The sequence below is a fragment of the Nitrososphaera sp. genome, from assembly GCA_039938515.1.
Taxonomy (GTDB): domain Archaea; phylum Thermoproteota; class Nitrososphaeria; order Nitrososphaerales; family Nitrososphaeraceae; genus Nitrososphaera.
The window spans coordinates 45,895-64,678 of sequence record JBDUUL010000010.1 but is presented as its reverse complement, the minus strand read 5'-3'; the positions used below and the strand labels follow the sequence as shown (position 1 = coordinate 64,678).

Sequence of the window (18,784 nt, the reverse complement as noted above, 5' to 3'; positions counted from 1 at the left end):
AACTATATAAGGCTATCAAAGATGAACCTGAAGATGGAAATCATTGACATGTTGTTCGTATAAAAGCCGCAAAGTTCCGCTTTCTTGGAAGACTGGCTTTCGAGCAACAGTATGATGTCCTTGTTGTCCACCAGGACAAAGTTTACAGGAACAAGTTCCGCAGTGGTCTTGAGCGATATCGGCATCTCTGCATCTTTCTTGCCCTCCTCGTCCTCGCCGCTGAAGTAGTCCATGACCTTCTTGCACGGTGTCCTGAGTTTTACGCGGACGCCCTTTGCTGTTAGCCTGATTAGCTGGTCTGTAATTTCTGCATGGTAAAAGTTGACAAGGTTCTTGTCAGTTACAAGGACTGTGACATCTTCTTTTGCCTCGTCTAGCATTCTTTTGATCTTGGCGTTTATCGAGTTGTCGCCGATAACGATCTGATAGCTCTCTTTCTTGTCAGTTGTAAAACCGACTGTACTGCTAATAATCGTCTCAATCAGTCGGTTGTACTCCGCCTTTTTCTCGATAAGCGATGAGAGGGCGTTTTGCTTGGTCTGTACGAGAGTGTCGATTACCTGATCGATTGGCAACGCGTGATACTTTTGCGGCCTGTCAAAGGTTGAAAAGACGATGCCCTTTGAGAGTAGCGTAGAAATGTAGTTGTACGTCTCGGTCCTCTGAATTCCAGTGTGCCTTGATACCTCGGCAGCACTTGCGCTTCCTTTTGTAATGAGGAACAAGAGTATCCGGGCCTCGTTTAGTGTCAGGTCCAGTTTCTGAAGCTCAGTGATAAGTTTTGACTCCGTTCCCTCGTTCGGATTTGAAGGCTTGAATTCGTCTATGTATTCCGCTGGCATTTCAGATTCGGAACTTGACCAATGCTGGATCAGTATAAAAAGTAGCTTCCGTAATTTTGTCTACGTGCGAAAAACGAGCCAAGCAAGTCTCTTCGACAGCAGACGATGGCATGTTGAGATACAGAAGCCTTTCTCATAAACTAGAGTTTGTTCTGCAATGAGAATAAAGTCTCCTTTCTTAGCGAACATGATTGTCTATCGTCAATTGGCGATTGCATTGCGAAATTCGGCGGGCTCGGCAGCTGACGGTCACTTAGTTCAACTCTGTAACTGATTGCCTAGTGGGGTAAAAAAGTACATAGTAATTTATGCACTTGCAGACAAGTCAAAGTAAATGTCGACAAAAGCCTTGACAACTTCTGCGGGCTGGTCGATAGTTCGTGTCAATTTGACGTTTTTCGCAACGCTTTCTCCCCCGCTCCCAACTCCAATTGCAGCCAGCTTTATCCCTCTTCCCTTGACCTCAGATACCGACTTTGAGAACTCGTCTTCTATGTTAGAGTAGCCCGACGCGATCCCGTCCGTGACCATTATGGTGTAGTTTCTTTCCGTTTGGCTTGCACCGCCCGCCAGGTTCCTTGTCAGCCGTAGAGCGTCTGGAATGTGAGTGAGTCCAGACTGTTTGAGACCTCCAATTCTTGACTTGACAGTAAAGTCAAATGGCTCGCCATAGTACTTTATGCCGGAAATCCTGTCCGAGAAGGCAAACATTGCCCAGTTGCGCTGGCCGATTATTTGATTCGCAGTTTCCGCGAGGCATATAGCAATGGTTCTGACGGTTCGGCTTGAACCCTGAAGGCTTTTGCTAGCGTCAAGCAAAATTGTCCAGGCTTCACTCTTGTTTGTATCCTCCTCTCTGAAGAACATGTCGTCCCTTGCGGACTGACTTGCAATGGCTTGTATGGCCACCTGCAGGTCCACGTTGCCCGAGTCCAGGAAATGCTTCTCTTCCGACACATACTTTATGGTGCTTATCCTTTCAGAGATCATCCTGATCTCAAGTGCAATCTCCTTGCTTAGCTGCTTGTATGACCCATAGTCCATCCGTGCTATGTCATAATAATCAAAGTTCAAGCCCTGCGAGGTCTGGGCAATTGTTTCCCGCAGCGCCGCTATTTTTTTCTGGTCCCTTGCTAACTGGCGGACCATTTCGGCATAGGTATCGTCAACCGGCTTTATCTCAAGTCCAAAGTCAACACACGCCTTGGCGAAATCGCTCTCGGAAATAATACTCGGCGCACGCGCGTTTCGGGTGGTCTTGTTCTTGCCCGAATCAAGCAGGTTTGAATACGCTAGATATGTGCCATCGCTAAAAGCTGGCGGTATTTTCTTCAGAAGAGAGTATAGCGATTCCGCTAATGACGAAATGCTGCCGCTTGAATCACCGCTGCTTTTGTCTTTCTCACCTTGGCTTGCCTGATAACCTTCAATTAAACCCGAGTACTCTGAAGCAAAGGAAACTGCAGGACCCGGATACCGCTGCGTCCAATCCTGAGAAAGCAGCATGGACGACTCTGTGAGAACCCTTTTGAAGAGGCCGTTCAGATCTCCCGGATATTTTGGTATGCAACATAGGGAGAGCAAATCTGCTGAGCGAATTACGTCGGTGTAGAACTGTTCGCCCAAAGACTGCTGTATTCTTTGTCTTGCGAGCCGATCAAGGATAGAGTTGACGACATAGGAGGCCCTGACAACATCATCCTTCGAATGAATCCACTTGTTGATTGCGGCTGGCTTTCGCGTCGCCAGTTCGATGCCCTTTGCAGCCAACAGCGTAGTAGAGGCAAGGGCGAGTCTGCCAAGTGAAGTATAGCCAAAGCCATCCGGTGAGAATGCCAGTTTGCAGTACGCAACAGCGCCTTTTGAAGAATAGTAGATTGGAATTGAGACCGCGCAGGTCTTGGCGTCAATCCATAGGGACGGAGACGCTTGCTCCCCGGGATAGGTCAGGTGCGAGGACTGAAAATAGTCGTCAATTTGAAGCGATGTGAATGCTTCGTATAACTGCGAGTAAAATGAACCTTGAAGGATCATTCAGGGATCAGAAGGGTGCTTCAGCACTGCCAAACTCAAACTCCGGTTCCCGGGCTTGCACGGCAGGTTTTGAAAATGTCTGGTTGTCTCCGGAAATTGCAGCAATTATCATTCGTCTAACAGTTTCCTGTGTTGTCGAATCGTCGCTTGTGGTCGAGATTATGGTTTGCTCTGCGGCGTGAATCACGTCGAGCCCATCTGAGATGAGCAGTGCCCAGTTCACAAGGTCGCCCACCGAGGGCGCGTAAGGGATCTCGCCTTTCTTGTAACTCTGCCTGAGATGACCCGCTGCCCTGACCATTTTCAGCGCAAGTTCTCTGCTGAGACCAGCCTTCTCTACCAGCAGCTGCGCCTCTTCTTCATTTATCTTTGTGCCCACGCTAAGGTAGTCAAAATTGATCCATACGCTCATTCTTCTCCTGAATGCCGCGTTGAGAGGCTTGGTTCCGGCGAATTCTACCGAAAATGGGTTCATGGAGATTATCACGTAGCTGAGGGGATGCCGTGTGATTATTTCGTTATCCTTTTCGTTGAGTACTATGTGGCCTCTTGTATCAAGCAGCGGGTTAAGCCGGGTTGCAACGTCCTGCCGCATCATGTTTGCCTCGTCCAGGTAGAGCAAGCCGCCATTTCTGCACCAAGAGATGATCTGTCCATCCACCCAGTTTTCCTTTCCCAGCCCGATGTACCTGCCAAACAGGTCGAACGATGAGGTTTGTAGACCGCAGTTAATTTCCCACAGGGGCAGTCCCGCAAGTTCAGCTGCTACGTATACAATGTGCGTTTTTCCGGTTCCGCTGGGGCCAATAAGCGCGCACTGCTTGAAGTGATAAAGTGCCCGCATTATCTTCTCGACATAGTTGTCTCCCTGGTCTACGTATGGAGGAGTGTTTGACGGGATTAGCCCGCTGACGCCCTCCGGAAAGACGTAGTTGGGCGCAAGGTTGTACTTTTCGACTTTGTACTTTTTTCGTAAAGGGGATTCATAGAATTTAAGACGTGATAACTGGAGCGAGACCTTGCCTTGAGGATAATATGCGCGCAGCCGGGTGGTGATTTTATTTGCACCTTTTGCTCCCTTACCGGAAGTTGAGTAATGATAATCCATAATCCAAATTGAAAGGGTGCTTGAGAGCAACAAAGTCCTTTTTGTGTAAAAAGTGGGACATGCACACAATCATTTGTAGCGCACAGCGTGGTGAAGTATTACCGTATGTCGACATCCCCTTCAGCCTCGCAAACAAGCCTAAACATAGAACTCGCATTGAACAGCGTTTTTGCGTCAAAGAAAAAGAGCCTTGGCAAAGAGCAGGGCGTCCAGGACCACGCGCAGACACTTACGCCAGGCAACTTTCAGGTCTCTGCCACACTCGACGAGGAGTCTAGGCGTGACAGCCAGCTAAACCTTTCATTCACACTTACGCTCAATGATTCTAGGGGACTTGTAACCTATGAGTTTCGCGGCACATGCACAGTGAATGGAAGTACCGCTGAATTCACATCGCTCCTCGAGGCAGAAAAGAACAAGGTTCCAAAGATCCTAGATGTCATTTATCAGAGGCTTTACCCCGTGGTGTTTATGCTCGCCGGTGCGACCTTTGCCTCATACCCACAGTCAGTCGCGCTTGGCGCGCAAATGCTAAGCACAGCGGGCCAGATGTCGAACCTGGAGGAAAAGAGTGCGGAGGAAAGAGTAATTAGCGCCATGAAGGCTGCTGGCGAGAAGAAACCCAGCACCATAGTTCCCAAGAAGGCTGATGAAAAAGCAGGAGAGCCGATTCCGGCCGCAGCGCCGACTATCAAAAGGGTCGCTACACCTGACTCTTCAGGCCCAACGATACAGACTTTAGGCAATACTGCTAAAAACGGGCCATATGTCAGGCCCGCGTCAAGCCCGGCGGGTAATGTCAAGGCGGATGTTCCAACTGCAGTGCAAACACCGCAGAATGCAAACAAGGACAAGTCGGTTAGCTCTGGTGCAGTCACTGCCTAGTTTTCATTTCTCGTCATCGTAAGACTAGAAGACTGCCCTCCAACTTTTGATTCTGCCATTGCATGCAATATTGCAGCCCAAGGGATACTGAAAACTTGCATTTTATCAGCTTTGGCCGGATGCCTGATTCGAATTGGCAAGCAAAAGACAGGCTATTTTCATGGTGATGAGCTCTTCAAACTGAGCGCAGATAGAGCATGCATTTTGGACTCTGGTATCCCTTTCAATCTCCTTCTATTCTCCATTCAATATCCGCTGGATATCCACTTCAATATCCCTCCGTTATCCCAATTATACCAAAGCAGTATTCGCGGAGTCACTATACTTATCCGATTCCACTGATTGCGCGAAGGTGTGACAATGGTCCGGGACGGCACCCGATAGCCTCCCACAAAAGCGATGACAGGAAGCTCAAACGTAGCTAGTATGCTACTCACGAGATGATTTCCAGGGTATGCATATTTTTTGCCAAAGTCGAAAGAGGATTGGCCTTTACCGGACCATCGTGGGCTTTGCCATAGCAAAGTTAGGCGCAACCGCAGGAACTTCCGCTCGAATTGCCAAGGAGAACTTTTTCAACTCCTGACCCGCGGTCCTCACCACAATCTTGCTTGGAATCCCGTTCAGAATCGAGACTGTCAGCGCAGTATTGCCAGTAGCCGTGGCCTTTGCCTTGAGTCTGCCAACAAGCGCTATCGCTGAATCGATCTTTACCCGGTCTGACTTGAGCTGGCTGATTACCTCAAAGTAAAGCTCGGCTATGCCGCGGTTCTGCCGGCCCACAAACACCGAAACAGGGTCAAGATCTATCCACTCCTCGAGACCGTCACCGTGCTTCTGCTTCTTGTCATTTCCCTTGGGCTTTGACTTCGGCTTTGCATCCTTGGAGTCAAGCGCTTGCTTGATCTCCTGAGCCCACTGCTCTTGGGAGCTTGCCTTGTCAGAACCCGCGGCGGTACCAGATTCCCGCAGTATGTCTCCGAGTACTTCCTCGTATCTGTGGATGGAATCCTCGCACTTTTGCTTTGTCGAGGTGAGAAACGACTCTAGCGCTACAAAGTTGTCAAATGAGAGAATGTAAGTCGAGGCGGAGACCGTGACTGAGGACTTGGTAGATAACAAGGACGCAGACCCCATTACTGGTCGTCCTCCTGCGAATTAGGCGGTCTTGAAGTTGGTGTAGTGTTGTTTATTCCCTTTACCCGCTGGAGCTGCTTTGCCATTTTCTTGAGCATGCCCATCTTTTCCATTACGTCGGCCTTTGTCTCCTCAGCATTCTGCCTCAGCTTTGGCACAATCTCTGTCATGATGTCCATCACCTGCTTGCTGTCGAGATCGGAAAATTCCTTGGTAATTATGTTGCCGTTTGATTGCATGATTATAATCTCCGCCTTGTTGTTGAGTATCGTGCTCTTGACGCCGGGAAATTCGTTTTGAAATATTTTTTGAGAAAGCGGAAGTGAAACCTTGAGAGTGTTAAGCAGGATTGAAATCGACGACCCAATGGATGCTATTATCTCGCCTTCCCTTGAGTTAAGCTCATAGATCTGTATGGCCTGGTCAACAAGGGAATCAATGCCCTGAAGCAGAGATTGGGACTGCTCAGGGGTTAGTGGACCCGGTCCCGCTTCAATAGCCCGTATGTCCTGCGACAATAGCGATAAGAAAAGCAGCCGGATGAGATAATAATGAAAGTATGTAGTATCTTTGACAGAAAGGGCTGTCAGAACTGTAAGAATGGGATACACCCACTTACTATTATCCAAACATGCTTGATTAGGCTGCAAATGAACTTACGAAGGGTTCAGAAAAGAAAGGGTATTGGCAACGTAATTACGACCCTGATTATCCTCATCGCCTCAGTCGTTCTGGGCGCGGGAGTAATTTTCTTCGGGGGTAGTATGTTCCAGACCAACACACAAAGCGAATCCATCAAGGTGTCAAACGTGCATACCTGGGTTAACTCTAACGGCACGACGGTAACAGCGTTTGCAGTCCAGAACACTGGCAGCAAGGCAGTGGCAATCAACTCCATATCTTTGAGAGGTCTTCCGATTCCACAGACAAGCTGGTACTCGTGTACAAACCCGACCTTATGCGCGACTTCAACCAACATCAACACAGACCTTCCAACACAGTATAACCCAACCAGCGGTGTCCCACTCGGTGGTACTAACTATGCAATGCAGACCGGTCCAGTGTCATTGACACAGGGTCAGGCACAAGTAGTATACATGACCGGCGCCGGCAACATCGGTACAATCGACGCAGGCAACACATACTCACTCCAAGTCCAGTCAGGCCAGGCAATCGCAGTACAGCAAGTCCAAGTAATCAGCAAGTAAACGCTGACTACTCTCTTTTTTCCTTTTTTTGAAGCGACATGACCGCAATTCTTAACCTCGGTTCAAAGTTCAAGATAAAAAATACTGCCAAACCGGTGACGGAAAAGGACAAGCTCGAATTAGACAACAACGAAGCGGCCATCAACGCGATAAAGGATATTGATTTTGGCGAAACGGCATTTGACAGCCGCCTTGAAAAGGTGGCAAATTACCTCGACCAGGTCTCAAGGAAGGAATGGTCTGGGAGCAAGATTCCCGACGGATACAAGAGCATCCAGCGTTACTCCCTTGTTCCGCCTTTTTGCTACGTCAACGTTTTGCAGAATGAAGAGTATTCCGATGTAATCTACAGCGTCGACGAACTCCCCATGAATAACGAGGAGGTAAAAATCTACCACAGCATCAAGGAGCTTTTGGAAAAAGAGATAGATTCTCCTAGGATGCTTGAAAACGTCGAGCTCAGCTTCAGCTCGGAAGTTTCGCGGTTGTTAAAATCCCATTTTCCTGCGACAAAGGAAGAAGCAGTGCTTCTTGAGAAGGTAAAGTACTACCTTCGCCGCGACATTGTGGGCTTTGGTCTAATCGACCCTCTCTTTCACGACCCGTTTATCGAAGACATTACATGCGGTGGTGCAGGCAAGCCAATCTTTGTTTACCACAGGCGGTACGAGGGCCTGCGCACAAACGTCACTTTTGCTGACGCCGAGTTTCTGGATAGTTTCGTAATGAAGATGGTACACCGCGCGGGCAAGCACGTCAGCGCAGCACATCCAATAGTGGACGCATCGCTCCCTGGAAACCATCGTCTCGCCGCGCTGTACAAGAAAGAGGTAACTACCATGGGAAGCAGTTTTACAATCAGAAAATTCAGGGAGGATCCCATTACCATTGTAGATCTCATAAACTCTGACGCGCTTGACATCGATATGGCGGCCTACCTCTGGCTTTTGCTTGACAACAAAAAGTCGCTCATAATCATAGGGTCAACAGGAGGAGGCAAGACGACTATCCTAAACGCCGTGACGGCGCTAATCAACCCGTCATACAAGATCTTCTCCGTAGAGGACGTTGCTGAAATCAATATCGCCCATGAGAACTGGTTCAGCCTTGTTTCCCGTGCGAGCTTTGGTCTTGAAAGCCAAGGCGAGATTGGACTTTTCGATCTATTGAAATCCGGAATGAGGCACAGGCCTGACTACCTTCTTGTCGGTGAGATCAGAGGCGAGGAGGCCTATGTGCTGTTTCAGGCTCTTGCAACCGGTCACGGTGGCATGGCTACAATGCACGCGGATGACTCGGAGGCCGCGGTCAGGAGGCTTTTGCAAAAGCCTATGGACATTCCGCCCGCATACGTTCCGCTAATGAACTGCATCATTACAGTCAAGAGAGTCAAGGTCAACACAGGCAAGTCCTATGTGATGACAAGACGCGTCACTGAAGTCACCGAAGTGCTGTCCTCAGACAGCCTGAACCCGGTTTTCTCGTGGGACCCGCAGTACGACGGATACCTTGACAACCTGGCGCGGAGCAAGCACCTGCCTCGCGTGGTAGAGGACGTAGGCATCTCGATGGAAGATGTCATCAGCAGCCTTGCCGAAAGAAAACAGATTCTAACATGGCTGATAAACAGGGGAATTCGCGACTTTAGAAGCATCAGCAAGATAATCGGGATGTTCAACCAGGATCCCCAGAGGCTTCTGGAAAAGGTGGAGAGCTCATAGCATGTGGCGGCCACAACCAGGTCCAGGAAAAAAGGCAGCCGATGGCAAGAATAGCTCGGGTCTTGGCGCGCTCAATTTTTTCGCAAAAAAGACCGGCCAGAAGAAGAAGCCATCCAACAAAAAGGCAGCCGATGGCAAGCTTGACCGGGAATTGCCGTATGTAATTACGCTCATTACGATAATGGCCGCAAGCGGCATTAGCCCCTTTGGCAGCTTTACAAAACTCGCAAGCTACAAGCTGCTCCCAAACATCATGGTAGAGGCGCGCAAGGTTATCGCCCAGGTGCACATTCTGGGAGAAGACCCACTTACGGCGATGGAAAAGCGCGCAAACAACTCGAACTCACGGCAGTACAGGGACTTGCTTCTTGGCTACGTTTCTACGGTTCGAAACGGAGGAGACATTGCCAGCTTTTTGCAGAGCAAAATGAAATCAATATTCGAGTACGAAGTGTCCATCGCCAAGCAGTCGGTGGCGAAGATTGGAGGCCTCGTGGATGCATACATGATAATGCAGGTAATCGGCCTCAGCATGTACGTTGTGGTCGTGGCCCTCGGTTCCATTGGCTCGGTCAGCATCATGCCGGCATCGTTTTCATCGCCAATTTTCACCTATCTTCTGATCTTTGTACTCTTGCCGGGCATCTCCTTTGCAATACTTTACGTCATGGACAAGACGGTCTCAAGTTCGCTCGTCGGGGCCCGCAAGGTTCTGCTCAGGGGGATAATCTACTCGGTTGGCGCCATCGTGGGCTTTGCGGCAATTACGATGTCCGGGCTTCTGGAAAAAGTAATTGACCCGGTCTATGGCTTTTCAATTTTCGCAATCGCCGCATCCGCATGGCCGGCTTACCAGGGAATGAAGCTTGAAAAGAACATGCGCGGTATGGAGTCGGACCTTCCAAGCTACCTCCGCGATGTCGCCGAGTCGAGAAAGGCAGGCCTTTCGCCGGAAAAGTGCATAGTGTATGCATCTGAGAGAATCAGAAACCCTGCATTCCATTTCGTTGTAAAGGCTTTTGCAAACCAGCTGGAGTGGGGTGTGCCGCTTCGCAAAATATACTCTAACCTATCGGCAAACATCAAGTCGTTTTCAGCCCTGATTCACTTCCGCATCCTGATGGAAGCAATCGAAAGCGGTGGCGGCTATACGACTTCGCTTGAAATACTGGCACAGTCAAGCGAGTCATCGTTTAACGTAGAGAGGGAAAAGGACGCCATGCTCAAGCCATACTTTGTAATTGGATTTCTCGTTACCGCGCTGAGTGCCTTTACAACGCTGATGGTCGCACAGACATTTACAGAAATTAGCAAGGGCATCCTCAACGCCCCCGGCTCGCCGGCTACTGTGGAGGCCCCGCACGTGCCAGGAACTCTAACTTCAACGCAGCTGCTTGCTATCGGCATCACTTCGCAGTCATGGATGACCGGCTTTCTTGTAGGCAAGATATCAAGCGGCTCTTTTGCAACCGGCTTCAAGTACGCCATTATTCTTATGGGAATCGCGACATTGGCCATTGTCATGACACTCGAGTTACACCTTAGCCCGGCGTCGTTCTTGAACACTAATGCCGCGCAGTCGCCTGCCGGCGGCTCAATCTTTGGGTGAGGAGAAACGCCGCCGTAAAGCGCGGCCTCTAACAAACATCCATAAGAATTCAATGTGTAATCCAGCCGGACTTGCAAACGCTATTTGGCTTTCATCGGAGATCCCTACCAGATAGAGAAATGAGTAGCAAGAGCGTAATTGATTCTCTTACAAAGTCCGTCGAACGGGCGTTTGATGCTCATGAGGATATTTCGTACATTGCTGCTGTTAACAGCAAGCTCAAGGTACTGTCGCAGAAGGGCTTTATCGACCTTCATCCATCCAAGATCCACGTCCTGCATGTGCAGGCGGCTCTCCTGGTAGGCATGTCCTCAGTCTGGTCCGAGAGCCTAGGGAGGCTTGATTATACCAGCGCGTCTTTCAATTCAAAGTCTGAGATACTTGTCTTTCCGGTAACAGACGATGTGCACGTCCTTGCGCTCTTGTCGCCTGCAACCAAAAAGAACATGGACACGGTCAAGCAGGACATCGTCCACGAGTTCAAGGCTTAATTTCGCAATTATTTCTGACCGCCGCATAATGCCAGTGTGCTTTTTGAACGCACTTTGGCTTTAAGGAAAAGAGATAGAAGAGGCTAGTGGAACTCTAGCCTAAAGTCTTTGGAGAGGATCTTTTTCAAATCCTGGTCCTTTATGAGCAGTTCAAGCAGCTTCCTCTGCTCCTCGTTTGGCGTTCCGTCGGCGATGTCAATCGAGTCTATGGCCTTTATCTTCCAGTAGTTTGCAAGACCAGTCGAAATTGTCTCCTCGCAGTCATGCACTACCCTTCCAAGCGCGGTCAGCACGTACTGGTTTTCCTTGCGCTTGACCAAGCCGGACTGGGTAAGCTTGAAAAGCCTAGAGTAGTATTGCTTTCTTGTCAGTTTTATCTTGCTTCTGAGCGATTCAGAGTCCCCTGCTTCCCGGGCAATCAGCCTAAAGAGCTCAAGCGACCCCTCATCGGAAATGGATTCAAGAATCGTGGCGACTGATACATTATTCGACATGTGCGCTATCTTGAATGTAAAGCGCGACTCTGTAATCGAAAAGACTTAGCATGTTGGAAACGATACAGACATTGAGATGCAAAACCGGTACTGTCTCTAACGCCATGCTTTTTTTAGTTCCGTTTTGTATCGCTTGTCAATAAGCGAACCGTACTGCAGGGCCTTTTTTCTCTTCAGTGCAGATTCGGCCGCTACGCCCAGTTCCAGGGCGGCCCTGCGTATGGCATGCTTTCGCATCATGTCGTCCTCTCCGGTAATCTTGTCGGCAAGGGGGATTTTCTTTGAGTACTGTATAAAACTGTCAGACAGAAATGGCTGGCGCACAGACACCTCGTACTCCTTGGTGGTCCGCGTAATCTCGCGCACAAGTTCTAGCTCGTTTGCTATCTTTTCCTGCATGAGCTCCATAATCGCCCCCTCGCCTCTGCCATACACGAGTCTGTATCCATTGTACCCGCAAAACAGTTCATCGAGGCCGTTGGCGCTCAGCACTATATCCAGCTTGTTCTGGCGCGCCAGCCGGACAATTGAGCGAAAGGCGATGCAGTTCTCAACATGCGACGTGTTTCTGCAGCTAATTAGCGCCTTTACGGCAGCAATGTCTTGCTGAAATTCCTGATCGCTCAGCGTCGCGGTCTTGTGGCTGATTTTCAGTGTGCGGGAGATTTGCGTTGAGAACCCGAGGTCGTGCGAGCCCTCAAAGCCCACGGTAAGAAGGGTTACGTCCTTTCCTGCTCGGCCGCAAAGTACCGCAAGAAGCGAGCTGTCAACGCCGCCCGAGAACGCGACTCCCACGGTCTTTTCAGGCATGGTTTCTGCGAGCGCGCATGACAGAGCGTCAATTAGTCCTTGTAAAGCAGATCACTTTTGTTCCCAGCAGCCTACTTGCCATTACAGATGAAATTAATTCGACCTAAATACCATTTATATAGGATTCAGGAAAACTAGCCCGATAGGGCAAGATGCCACAAGAAAGGGTCGTCCTTGACTCTGACCGCAGGTATATCGATTCTCAAGGCAATCTGCTGAGGAGCCGGACAGAGCACAGCGTTGCAAAGATGCTCTCATTTCTCGGGCTTAGCTACAAGTACAATCAGGAGGTCCTGCTCAAGGACGGCAGTCGCCTAAGGCTTGACTTTCGAGTTGGTGACAGGTTTATCGAGGTGGTAGAGGGCGACGAGGATGTCCGCAAGGTGGAACGCGTAAAGGCAGACAGTCCAGAACTTGCGGTTGTCGGAATCGGGCACCCAAAATTCGCAGCAACCGTGAAGGAAATAAATTCATTCTTTGTCCTGGGAGATCCAGACCGCGAGCACACCGGCTCCATATTTATCGAAGACCCGTCTCTTGCCTTTGATTACGCTCACATACTCCCGCTGGTTGAAAAGTGCTCGGTACTCCATGGCCACACCTCGACTGTGATGGTCGAGCTGATAGGCGTCATGAAAGACAACCTAGTCATAGATTTCGGAGAGGCCAAGCGCGTGATTAAAGAGACTCTTAATGAAATCGACCACAAGTTCTTTATCAACCGCAAGTACCTGCACAAAGAGGACACTCTCCACTATTACGTTTCCTTTGAGGGGCCGCGCGGATACTTTAGCCTGCAGCTGCCCAAGACCACGACATACATGCTTGGCGGAGAGGCGACGGTCGAGAACCTGTCGCTTGAGATAATCAGGCTGCTAGCCCCCAAGATGCCAAAGAACATCGAGGCAATCGGCGTTTACATTTACGAGGGCGTGAACAAGGGCGCTCATATCATAGCAGGGGTCCAGAAAGGCTAGATAATGCAATTAGGCCGCGATGGCGAGATCCCGCTCGTGGGCAATGGCAGCGCGCAAGCCGCCCTCGTGCTGCTTTCTGGCGGCCTGGACTCTGCTACGTGCCTCTACTGGGCAAGGCAGCACTATGGCGAAGTGCATGCCATTACGTTTGATTATGCGGGGAGGCTGGAGAAAGAAAAGCAGGCAACGGGGCTCTTGGCAAAGGCCGCCCGGGTCTCCAAATTCACTAAAATCGACCTGCCATTTCTCAAGGAAATGTCCGAATTTGAAGTCGCAGAAAGACAGGATCCGCTGCGTGATTCGCGCTGGTCCTCCTATATCCCTGCAAGAAACATGATTTTTTACTCGATCGCAGCCTTTCATGCGGAGGCGCTGGGGATAAATGCGATCGTCGGGGGGCACAACGCTCACGACTCGGCATTCTTCAAGGATTCTTCGCCGGACTTTTTTGAGCACCTTAACAACCTGCTTGAGCGTGGATGCCTTTCTTGCAACGGCAAGACATACAAGATAATCCTGCCCCTCGCAGAATTGACAAGGCAGCAGATAATCAGGCTTGCAATGCAGCTGGGCGTACCCATAGACCTTACGTGGAGCTGCCACGAAGACGACGAAGTTCCCTGCGGCAGGTGCTACGCTTGCAAGCAGAGGGCAGAAGCGTTTGACGCGCTCAAGGTCTCCGATCCCGCGCTGATTGTCCGTCAGAGTCATAATCCAAAGAAAGGGTAATGTCGCTTAGCAGTACTTTATCAAATGCCCCGGGATATCCGGTCTGTATTCCTATCAGCCCCGTCCCTGCAATAGAAGCTGCGCCAAAGCCGGCCAGAATTCCGCCAAGGGCAAGCCCTACGAAAAGAAGCCCCGGAGCGGCGAGCAGTGATTCGACTTCGTCCTTTGTAGGCACACCATCCCGGTAAACGAGCCGGATTTTGCTGGTCGGAAATATCAGGATTCTATCCTGTCCGAGAAAATTTGCGAATTGCTCGTTTCTCCGGGCAGTCCTCTCCTGCGGCGACTTGACTGCAAAGCGGCTAGATCTTGCCCTCATGATTTTGGAGCGTCCCCGGTACGCGCGGCACAAGGCCTGTCCTGCTGCTCCAAGGCAGACTAGGACGTCAGGCAACAGCTCCCTTGCCATCCGCAGCTTGTACTGTGCGCCCTGCTTCGCAATATAGCCATCGGTATTTACAATGAAGATGTCATACGCCCGCTGCTCCGATTCTAAAATGTCTCTTGTCGCACCAATGATCTGATGCTCAAACCCCGGAGGCGATATGCTGCCTATAAATCGAAACTTCCTGCACCGAAGCACTGCGTCTCTAAGGTCTGTGGCAGGGCCGGCAGGTGCCGCGAAGGTCACCACTCCCGGCGGCCCCAGATCGGACTGCCCTATGTCAGAGTCAACTATGCACGGCTTCATACCAGCCGAGATGCAGCGGTTTGCCAGGTAAAGGCAGAAGGTCGACTTGCCGGCGTTGGAGTCGCCTAGCACAAGCACCTTGAGACCCTCCTTTGCGCCTGCATGCTCAACTATATTCTTGACGACGGCGCGCCACATCCTTGTCCCCGCGGAAAATGGGCTGGCGGACCAGGCCTTTGCTCCCGCGCCTAGTGTTACGTCAAGCCGAGTGCGCCCTTCCAATTCAAAGGGAAGGATTTTTCCCTGCCGTATGCGGACCTCACTGTCAGACAGGTCGCAGCCAAGGACCGAACAGCGGCCGGACACGCGGACCACTGCAGGGCCCTTGACAAGTCTGACTCGGCCGCCTGAATTCATTTGCGTCGCGGCCGCCTGTCAAAGACAAGCTCGCCCAGTTCGAAGAGAACGTACGGCATTTTAGACGCGCTTTTCAGCGGCTCGGGAGCAACAGGCTTTTGCATTAGCGATATGACTGTCCTCCCGTCTCTGTCCATCACCGCTAGGTATGCAGCCGTGCCGGTTCTTTTCGACAAGCAGATGCACGGCTTGAGGGATTCCTCGATTTTTCGCGAATCTCTCTCGCTCTGGGTGTAGCGCGAAATGCCCTTGTGCATTTCATTGCTTGCCTCAAATATTGCAGTGGATATATGCGTGGCAAGCTCGCGGACAAAGGCTCTAAGATTCGCCTCCTCCGACCGAGGAATGCCTGCTGAATCGCTGCTCCACTGAAGTACATAGTTTTCGATTGATATGTCAGGCTTGCAATTCTGAGGATGAAGCATCAGCTCCTCAGCCAGTGCCTCCGAGACCAGCATCCTGACATGCATCGGTAGTCAGGAGTAGAAAGGCATTATTGTGCTGTCTTGCTTCTCAACTAGGCCAACGCTTGGCAGGGTATATGGGCCCGGCATGACAATCTTGTAATTCCTAGCGTTTTTTGATTGGTTCGCTTCAATATTCATACGCATTAGAGGAGCCCCGTTATTACTGATATTGCATACTTTTGAGTATGAGTGCGTGATTTGGATCAAACATTGCAGCATTATACCATGAATGTTGGAATACTTCTAATGCTGCCCGCTTTTTATTAAAAACTATAGCCTGCTTTCAGATCATGATGTTATGGCACTATATGAGCCCGAAATCGAAAAAACCGCAAAAAGAGAGGAAAAAGACGCAAGCTCGGCGATTCCAAGAAGGCTTGGATTCGAAACGGGCATACCCGTCGAAAGGCTTCTTGAAGCCAAGGTTCGCCAGGTGTGCGCCGACGAGCAGATAGACTACCTAGGACTGGAGCCTATCCAGAGGCTGTTTCTTACGCACTACAGATGTCCCATCTGCAAGCTGCTGCCTCTGTACTACCTGGACCTTACGTATCCAAAGCGCGTGCGCTGCCACAAGTGTGGCCAGCTAATCTGCTTCCGGGGAAACGGAAAATGGGGCAGGATCCGCAAGAAGGTCGCCTTCGAGCTGATGCCCACAATAAGGCGCTAGGGCGCTGCAGGATGGCTGATTGCAAATTTGCAATTACTGTCATTCCGTCCTCCTTCCCCCTGGTTTTGACCTTAGAATTTTCGTTTTTGATAATCCCTTGAAAACGATTGGCAATGAAGTTTGACTGATATCTGCCACATGAAGCCTTATCAAGGATAAGCATCATCTTTTCCTAGGCGTGAATCCGCGTTCATATCAAGTACAGCCGCTTAGCACTCCGACCGGCGAATTCCTGCGGCACGTGATTGAAGGGCTTGCGGCGAGCCCGCAAAAGTACCTGCTTCCGCGGTACTTTTACGACGAACGCGGCTCGCAACTGTTCGAGCGCATCTGCGTGCAGCCGGAATACTACCTGACGAGGACAGAGGCCCAGATCCTCAAGGCCTGCTGTCACGATATCGTTGACGCAACCTGCAGCGGAGCAAAGCACGTCAACGTGGTGGAGCTTGGAAGTGGGTCCTCGATAAAGACAAGGATCCTGTTTCGGGCCCTTATTGCGTCGGAGCACAGGTTCAAGATCGAGTACATCCCAATTGACATTTCCCGCTCGGCGCTTGTGGAAAGCGCCAACCTGATTTCCGGCGATTTCCCCGAGCTTTCGGTGCGGCAGATAGTTGGAGACTATGCCAGGGGACTTGAAACGGCTGCAAAATTGATTCAAAAGAGATCCCGCGGTACTTCAGAGCGCAAGATCGTGCTGTTTCTGGGCTCAAGCATCGGCAACATGGACGAGGATGAAGCGTGCGACTTCCTCCGAATGCTTTACAACTCTCTCGGCGACGACGACTGGCTTTTGGTGGGCTTTGACCTTGAGAAGGACAGGCGCACCATAGAGCGCGCATACGACGACGCTGCCGGCGTCACGGCTCTTTTCAACCTCAACGTGCTTGAGCGGATTAACAGGGAGCTTGGCGGCAAGTTTGACACCTCCGCCTTTTCGCACAGTGCGCTATACAACGAAGAACTTCACAGGGCGGAGATGCACCTGGTGTCAGCCAAAGACCAGTCGGTGCTGATTGGGGCGGCCGGAAAATCCTTTACGTTTGCGCGCGGCGAATCAATTCATACCGAGAGCTCGTACAAGTATTCTGTCGAGCGGATCGAGGCGCTTGCCGGGCGCTGCGGACTTGAGGCGGCGAGCCATTACACCGACGGCAAAAAGTGGTTTGACCTCTGCCTGCTGCGTCGGGCCTGATTAGCGGTCGGCATCCTGCGCGCACCTAAAGCCGGCAAAAAGTATTCTCTCATGAGGCTTGAAGTAGTTTCTGTAGCTAGTTCGGATCTGCTTCCGGGGAGTCGCAAAACATCCGCCCCGGAGCACCTTCTGTCCGACCGCCCACTTGTCGGTGTACTCGGGAAATCTCGACATGAAGCCGGGGTAGAGCACGTATTCCGAGGACGTCCATTCCCAGACATCGCCTATCATCTGGTGGCAGCCGTAATGGCTCCTTCCGAGAGGATACGACCCCACGGGCGAGGGCTGCCACTCGTAGGACTCTAGGAGGTTGGCGTGCCCCGCCGTCGGCAGCTCGTCTCCCCAGGGGTAGAGAGTCTTTCGACCAAGCTCCTCGCTCCAGCTTGCAGCCTTTTCCCATTCCGCCTCGGTCGGAAGCCGTTTTCCCTTCCAGCGTGCAAAGGCGTCTGCCTCAAAATAACTTACATTGACAACCGGCTCGTCCGGTACAAGGTCGCGGCTTCCTGCAAAATCTTTCTTTACCCATTTGCCCTCGTCCTTGCGCCAGTACAAGGGCGCCTGCCACCCGTTTTCCCTGACAAGTTCCCATCCGTCTGCTAGCCAGTACTTGTAGTCATGGTAGCCTCCCGCGTCTATGAATTCGGCAAACTCGCCGTTTGTTACCGGCGCGACATCAATCCTGAATGGATACAGGAACACTTTGTGCTCGGGAAGTTCGTTGTCGTAGCTAAAGCCCCGGCCGGAAAAACCCAGTTCGTAAAGGCCTCCCGGAATGAAGACCATGCCAGCAGGACGCTCGGCAGCCATTTGCTCCCCGCGAGGCACTGATCGCCTGTGCGGAATGTAATTGTCCGCGGGATCGGAAAACCTTTCAAAATAATGCTGCAGGTCGTAAATCATCAGCTCCTGGTGCTGCATCTCATGCTGGATGCCAAGCGTAATGTCGTAGGCAGCCTCGGCCGACATCGCATCGGACTGGAGAAATTCGCTCACCTTGCCGTCGATAAACTCCCGGTACTGCAGGGTCTGCTGGACGGTCGGTCGCGGAAACCTGCCGCGCTCTGCCTTGGGGAGTATGCCTCCGTACTTTTGATAGTACGAGTTCAGGTAGTCGAGATTGAGGCTGGCCCCTGAAAGGTCCACCGAGTATTTTTCAAGAACCTTGTGGAAAAACCAGGTGACGTGGGCGATGTGCCAGTTTGGTGGGCTGCCAAACGAGTCGGACTGGATAACTGCGTCCTCAACGTTTAGCGGGCCGAACAGCTCGAGTGTTAGATTGCGTGCCTCGGTGAAATCGGCCAAAAGGCCGCCGGAATGCTCGCCCGAGTTTCTGGGCCTTTGCGCAGTCTCCATTTTACT

Annotated in this window: 19 protein-coding genes; 9 read left to right on the top strand and 10 right to left on the bottom strand. The window is 51.1% G+C overall.

Going from position 1 to position 18,784, the window contains the following annotated elements:
• Positions 1 to 2 precede the first annotated feature (2 nt).
• The 3 genes from ABI361_05410 to ABI361_05400 form a co-directional block, all read right to left on the bottom strand.
• Positions 3 to 842 (bottom strand): helix-turn-helix domain-containing protein, encoded by an 840-nt coding sequence (locus ABI361_05410; GenBank protein ID MEO9320092.1) that lies wholly within the window; start codon positions 840 to 842, stop codon positions 3 to 5.
• A gap of 306 nt (positions 843 to 1,148) precedes the next feature.
• The gene (locus ABI361_05405) at positions 1,149 to 2,876 is read right to left on the bottom strand and encodes a vWA domain-containing protein (protein MEO9320091.1); all 1,728 of its coding nucleotides are present in this window, start codon (positions 2,874 to 2,876) and stop codon (positions 1,149 to 1,151) included.
• Positions 2,877 to 2,883: 7 nt separating this feature from the next.
• Positions 2,884 to 3,984, bottom strand: coding sequence for an AAA family ATPase (locus tag ABI361_05400; GenBank protein MEO9320090.1), 1,101 nt, complete (start codon positions 3,982 to 3,984; stop codon positions 2,884 to 2,886).
• 105 nt (positions 3,985 to 4,089) lie between these two features.
• Here ABI361_05400 and ABI361_05395 point away from each other — a divergent pair, with 105 nt between their 5' ends.
• Positions 4,090 to 4,869 (top strand): hypothetical protein, encoded by a 780-nt coding sequence (locus ABI361_05395; protein ID MEO9320089.1) that lies wholly within the window; start codon positions 4,090 to 4,092, stop codon positions 4,867 to 4,869.
• A 492-nt stretch (positions 4,870 to 5,361) separates the two neighbouring features.
• Here ABI361_05395 and ABI361_05390 read toward each other — a convergent pair whose 3' ends face one another.
• Complete coding sequence (locus ABI361_05390; protein MEO9320088.1) at positions 5,362 to 6,006, bottom strand: hypothetical protein; 645 nt, start codon at positions 6,004 to 6,006, stop codon at positions 5,362 to 5,364.
• Positions 6,006 to 6,524 carry a hypothetical protein gene (locus tag ABI361_05385; GenBank protein MEO9320087.1) on the bottom strand — a complete coding sequence of 173 codons (519 nt, stop codon included), beginning with the start codon at positions 6,522 to 6,524 and terminating at the stop codon, positions 6,006 to 6,008. The genes ABI361_05390 and ABI361_05385 overlap by 1 nt, the downstream gene beginning before the upstream one ends.
• Positions 6,525 to 6,656: 132 nt before the next feature.
• Between ABI361_05385 and ABI361_05380 the strand changes: the two genes are divergently transcribed.
• From ABI361_05380 to ABI361_05365, 4 genes are all read left to right on the top strand, one after another.
• Positions 6,657 to 7,214, top strand: coding sequence for a hypothetical protein (locus tag ABI361_05380; protein ID MEO9320086.1), 558 nt, complete (start codon positions 6,657 to 6,659; stop codon positions 7,212 to 7,214).
• 38 nt (positions 7,215 to 7,252) lie between these two features.
• Complete coding sequence (locus ABI361_05375; protein MEO9320085.1) at positions 7,253 to 8,935, top strand: type II/IV secretion system ATPase subunit; 1,683 nt, start codon at positions 7,253 to 7,255, stop codon at positions 8,933 to 8,935.
• A 1-nt stretch (position 8,936) separates the two neighbouring features.
• Positions 8,937 to 10,544, top strand: coding sequence for a type II secretion system F family protein (locus ABI361_05370; protein MEO9320084.1), 1,608 nt, complete (start codon positions 8,937 to 8,939; stop codon positions 10,542 to 10,544).
• A gap of 119 nt (positions 10,545 to 10,663) precedes the next feature.
• Positions 10,664 to 11,035: a hypothetical protein gene (locus tag ABI361_05365; protein MEO9320083.1), complete on the top strand. Its 372-nt coding sequence runs from the start codon at positions 10,664 to 10,666 to the stop codon at positions 11,033 to 11,035.
• A gap of 83 nt (positions 11,036 to 11,118) precedes the next feature.
• Here the strand turns inward: ABI361_05365 and ABI361_05360 are convergent, their stop codons facing one another.
• Together ABI361_05360 and ABI361_05355 are read right to left on the bottom strand one after the other, a co-directional pair.
• Positions 11,119 to 11,529, bottom strand: a complete 411-nt coding sequence (locus tag ABI361_05360; GenBank protein ID MEO9320082.1) for a hypothetical protein — start codon at positions 11,527 to 11,529, stop codon at positions 11,119 to 11,121.
• A gap of 96 nt (positions 11,530 to 11,625) precedes the next feature.
• Positions 11,626 to 12,363 carry an asparagine synthase-related protein gene (locus tag ABI361_05355; protein MEO9320081.1) on the bottom strand — a complete coding sequence of 246 codons (738 nt, stop codon included), beginning with the start codon at positions 12,361 to 12,363 and terminating at the stop codon, positions 11,626 to 11,628.
• A gap of 128 nt (positions 12,364 to 12,491) precedes the next feature.
• On the opposite strand from ABI361_05355, the gene ABI361_05350 reads away from it, so the two are divergent.
• Positions 12,492 to 13,316 (top strand): 6-carboxytetrahydropterin synthase, encoded by an 825-nt coding sequence (locus ABI361_05350; protein ID MEO9320080.1) that lies wholly within the window; start codon positions 12,492 to 12,494, stop codon positions 13,314 to 13,316.
• 3 nt (positions 13,317 to 13,319) lie between these two features.
• The gene (locus ABI361_05345) at positions 13,320 to 14,045 is read left to right on the top strand and encodes a 7-cyano-7-deazaguanine synthase (GenBank protein ID MEO9320079.1); all 726 of its coding nucleotides are present in this window, start codon (positions 13,320 to 13,322) and stop codon (positions 14,043 to 14,045) included.
• On the opposite strand, the gene ABI361_05340 is transcribed toward ABI361_05345, so the two are convergent.
• Complete coding sequence (locus ABI361_05340) at positions 13,987 to 15,093, bottom strand: Clp1/GlmU family protein (protein ID MEO9320078.1); 1,107 nt, start codon at positions 15,091 to 15,093, stop codon at positions 13,987 to 13,989. The two genes, ABI361_05345 and ABI361_05340, sit on opposite strands and share 59 nt — an antisense overlap.
• Entirely contained in the window at positions 15,090 to 15,551 is a 462-nt protein-coding gene (locus ABI361_05335) for a hypothetical protein (protein MEO9320077.1), read from the bottom strand. The genes ABI361_05340 and ABI361_05335 overlap by 4 nt, the downstream gene beginning before the upstream one ends.
• A gap of 307 nt (positions 15,552 to 15,858) precedes the next feature.
• Here ABI361_05335 and ABI361_05330 point away from each other — a divergent pair, with 307 nt between their 5' ends.
• Positions 15,859 to 16,230 carry a hypothetical protein gene (locus ABI361_05330; protein ID MEO9320076.1) on the top strand — a complete coding sequence of 124 codons (372 nt, stop codon included), beginning with the start codon at positions 15,859 to 15,861 and terminating at the stop codon, positions 16,228 to 16,230.
• Between the two features lie 178 nt (positions 16,231 to 16,408).
• Positions 16,409 to 17,425: an L-histidine N(alpha)-methyltransferase gene (gene egtD, locus ABI361_05325; protein ID MEO9320075.1), complete on the top strand. Its 1,017-nt coding sequence runs from the start codon at positions 16,409 to 16,411 to the stop codon at positions 17,423 to 17,425.
• On the opposite strand, the gene egtB is transcribed toward egtD, so the two are convergent.
• Positions 17,426 to 18,778 carry an ergothioneine biosynthesis protein EgtB gene (gene egtB, locus ABI361_05320; protein MEO9320074.1) on the bottom strand — a complete coding sequence of 451 codons (1,353 nt, stop codon included), beginning with the start codon at positions 18,776 to 18,778 and terminating at the stop codon, positions 17,426 to 17,428.
• Positions 18,779 to 18,784: the final 6 nt, after the last annotated feature.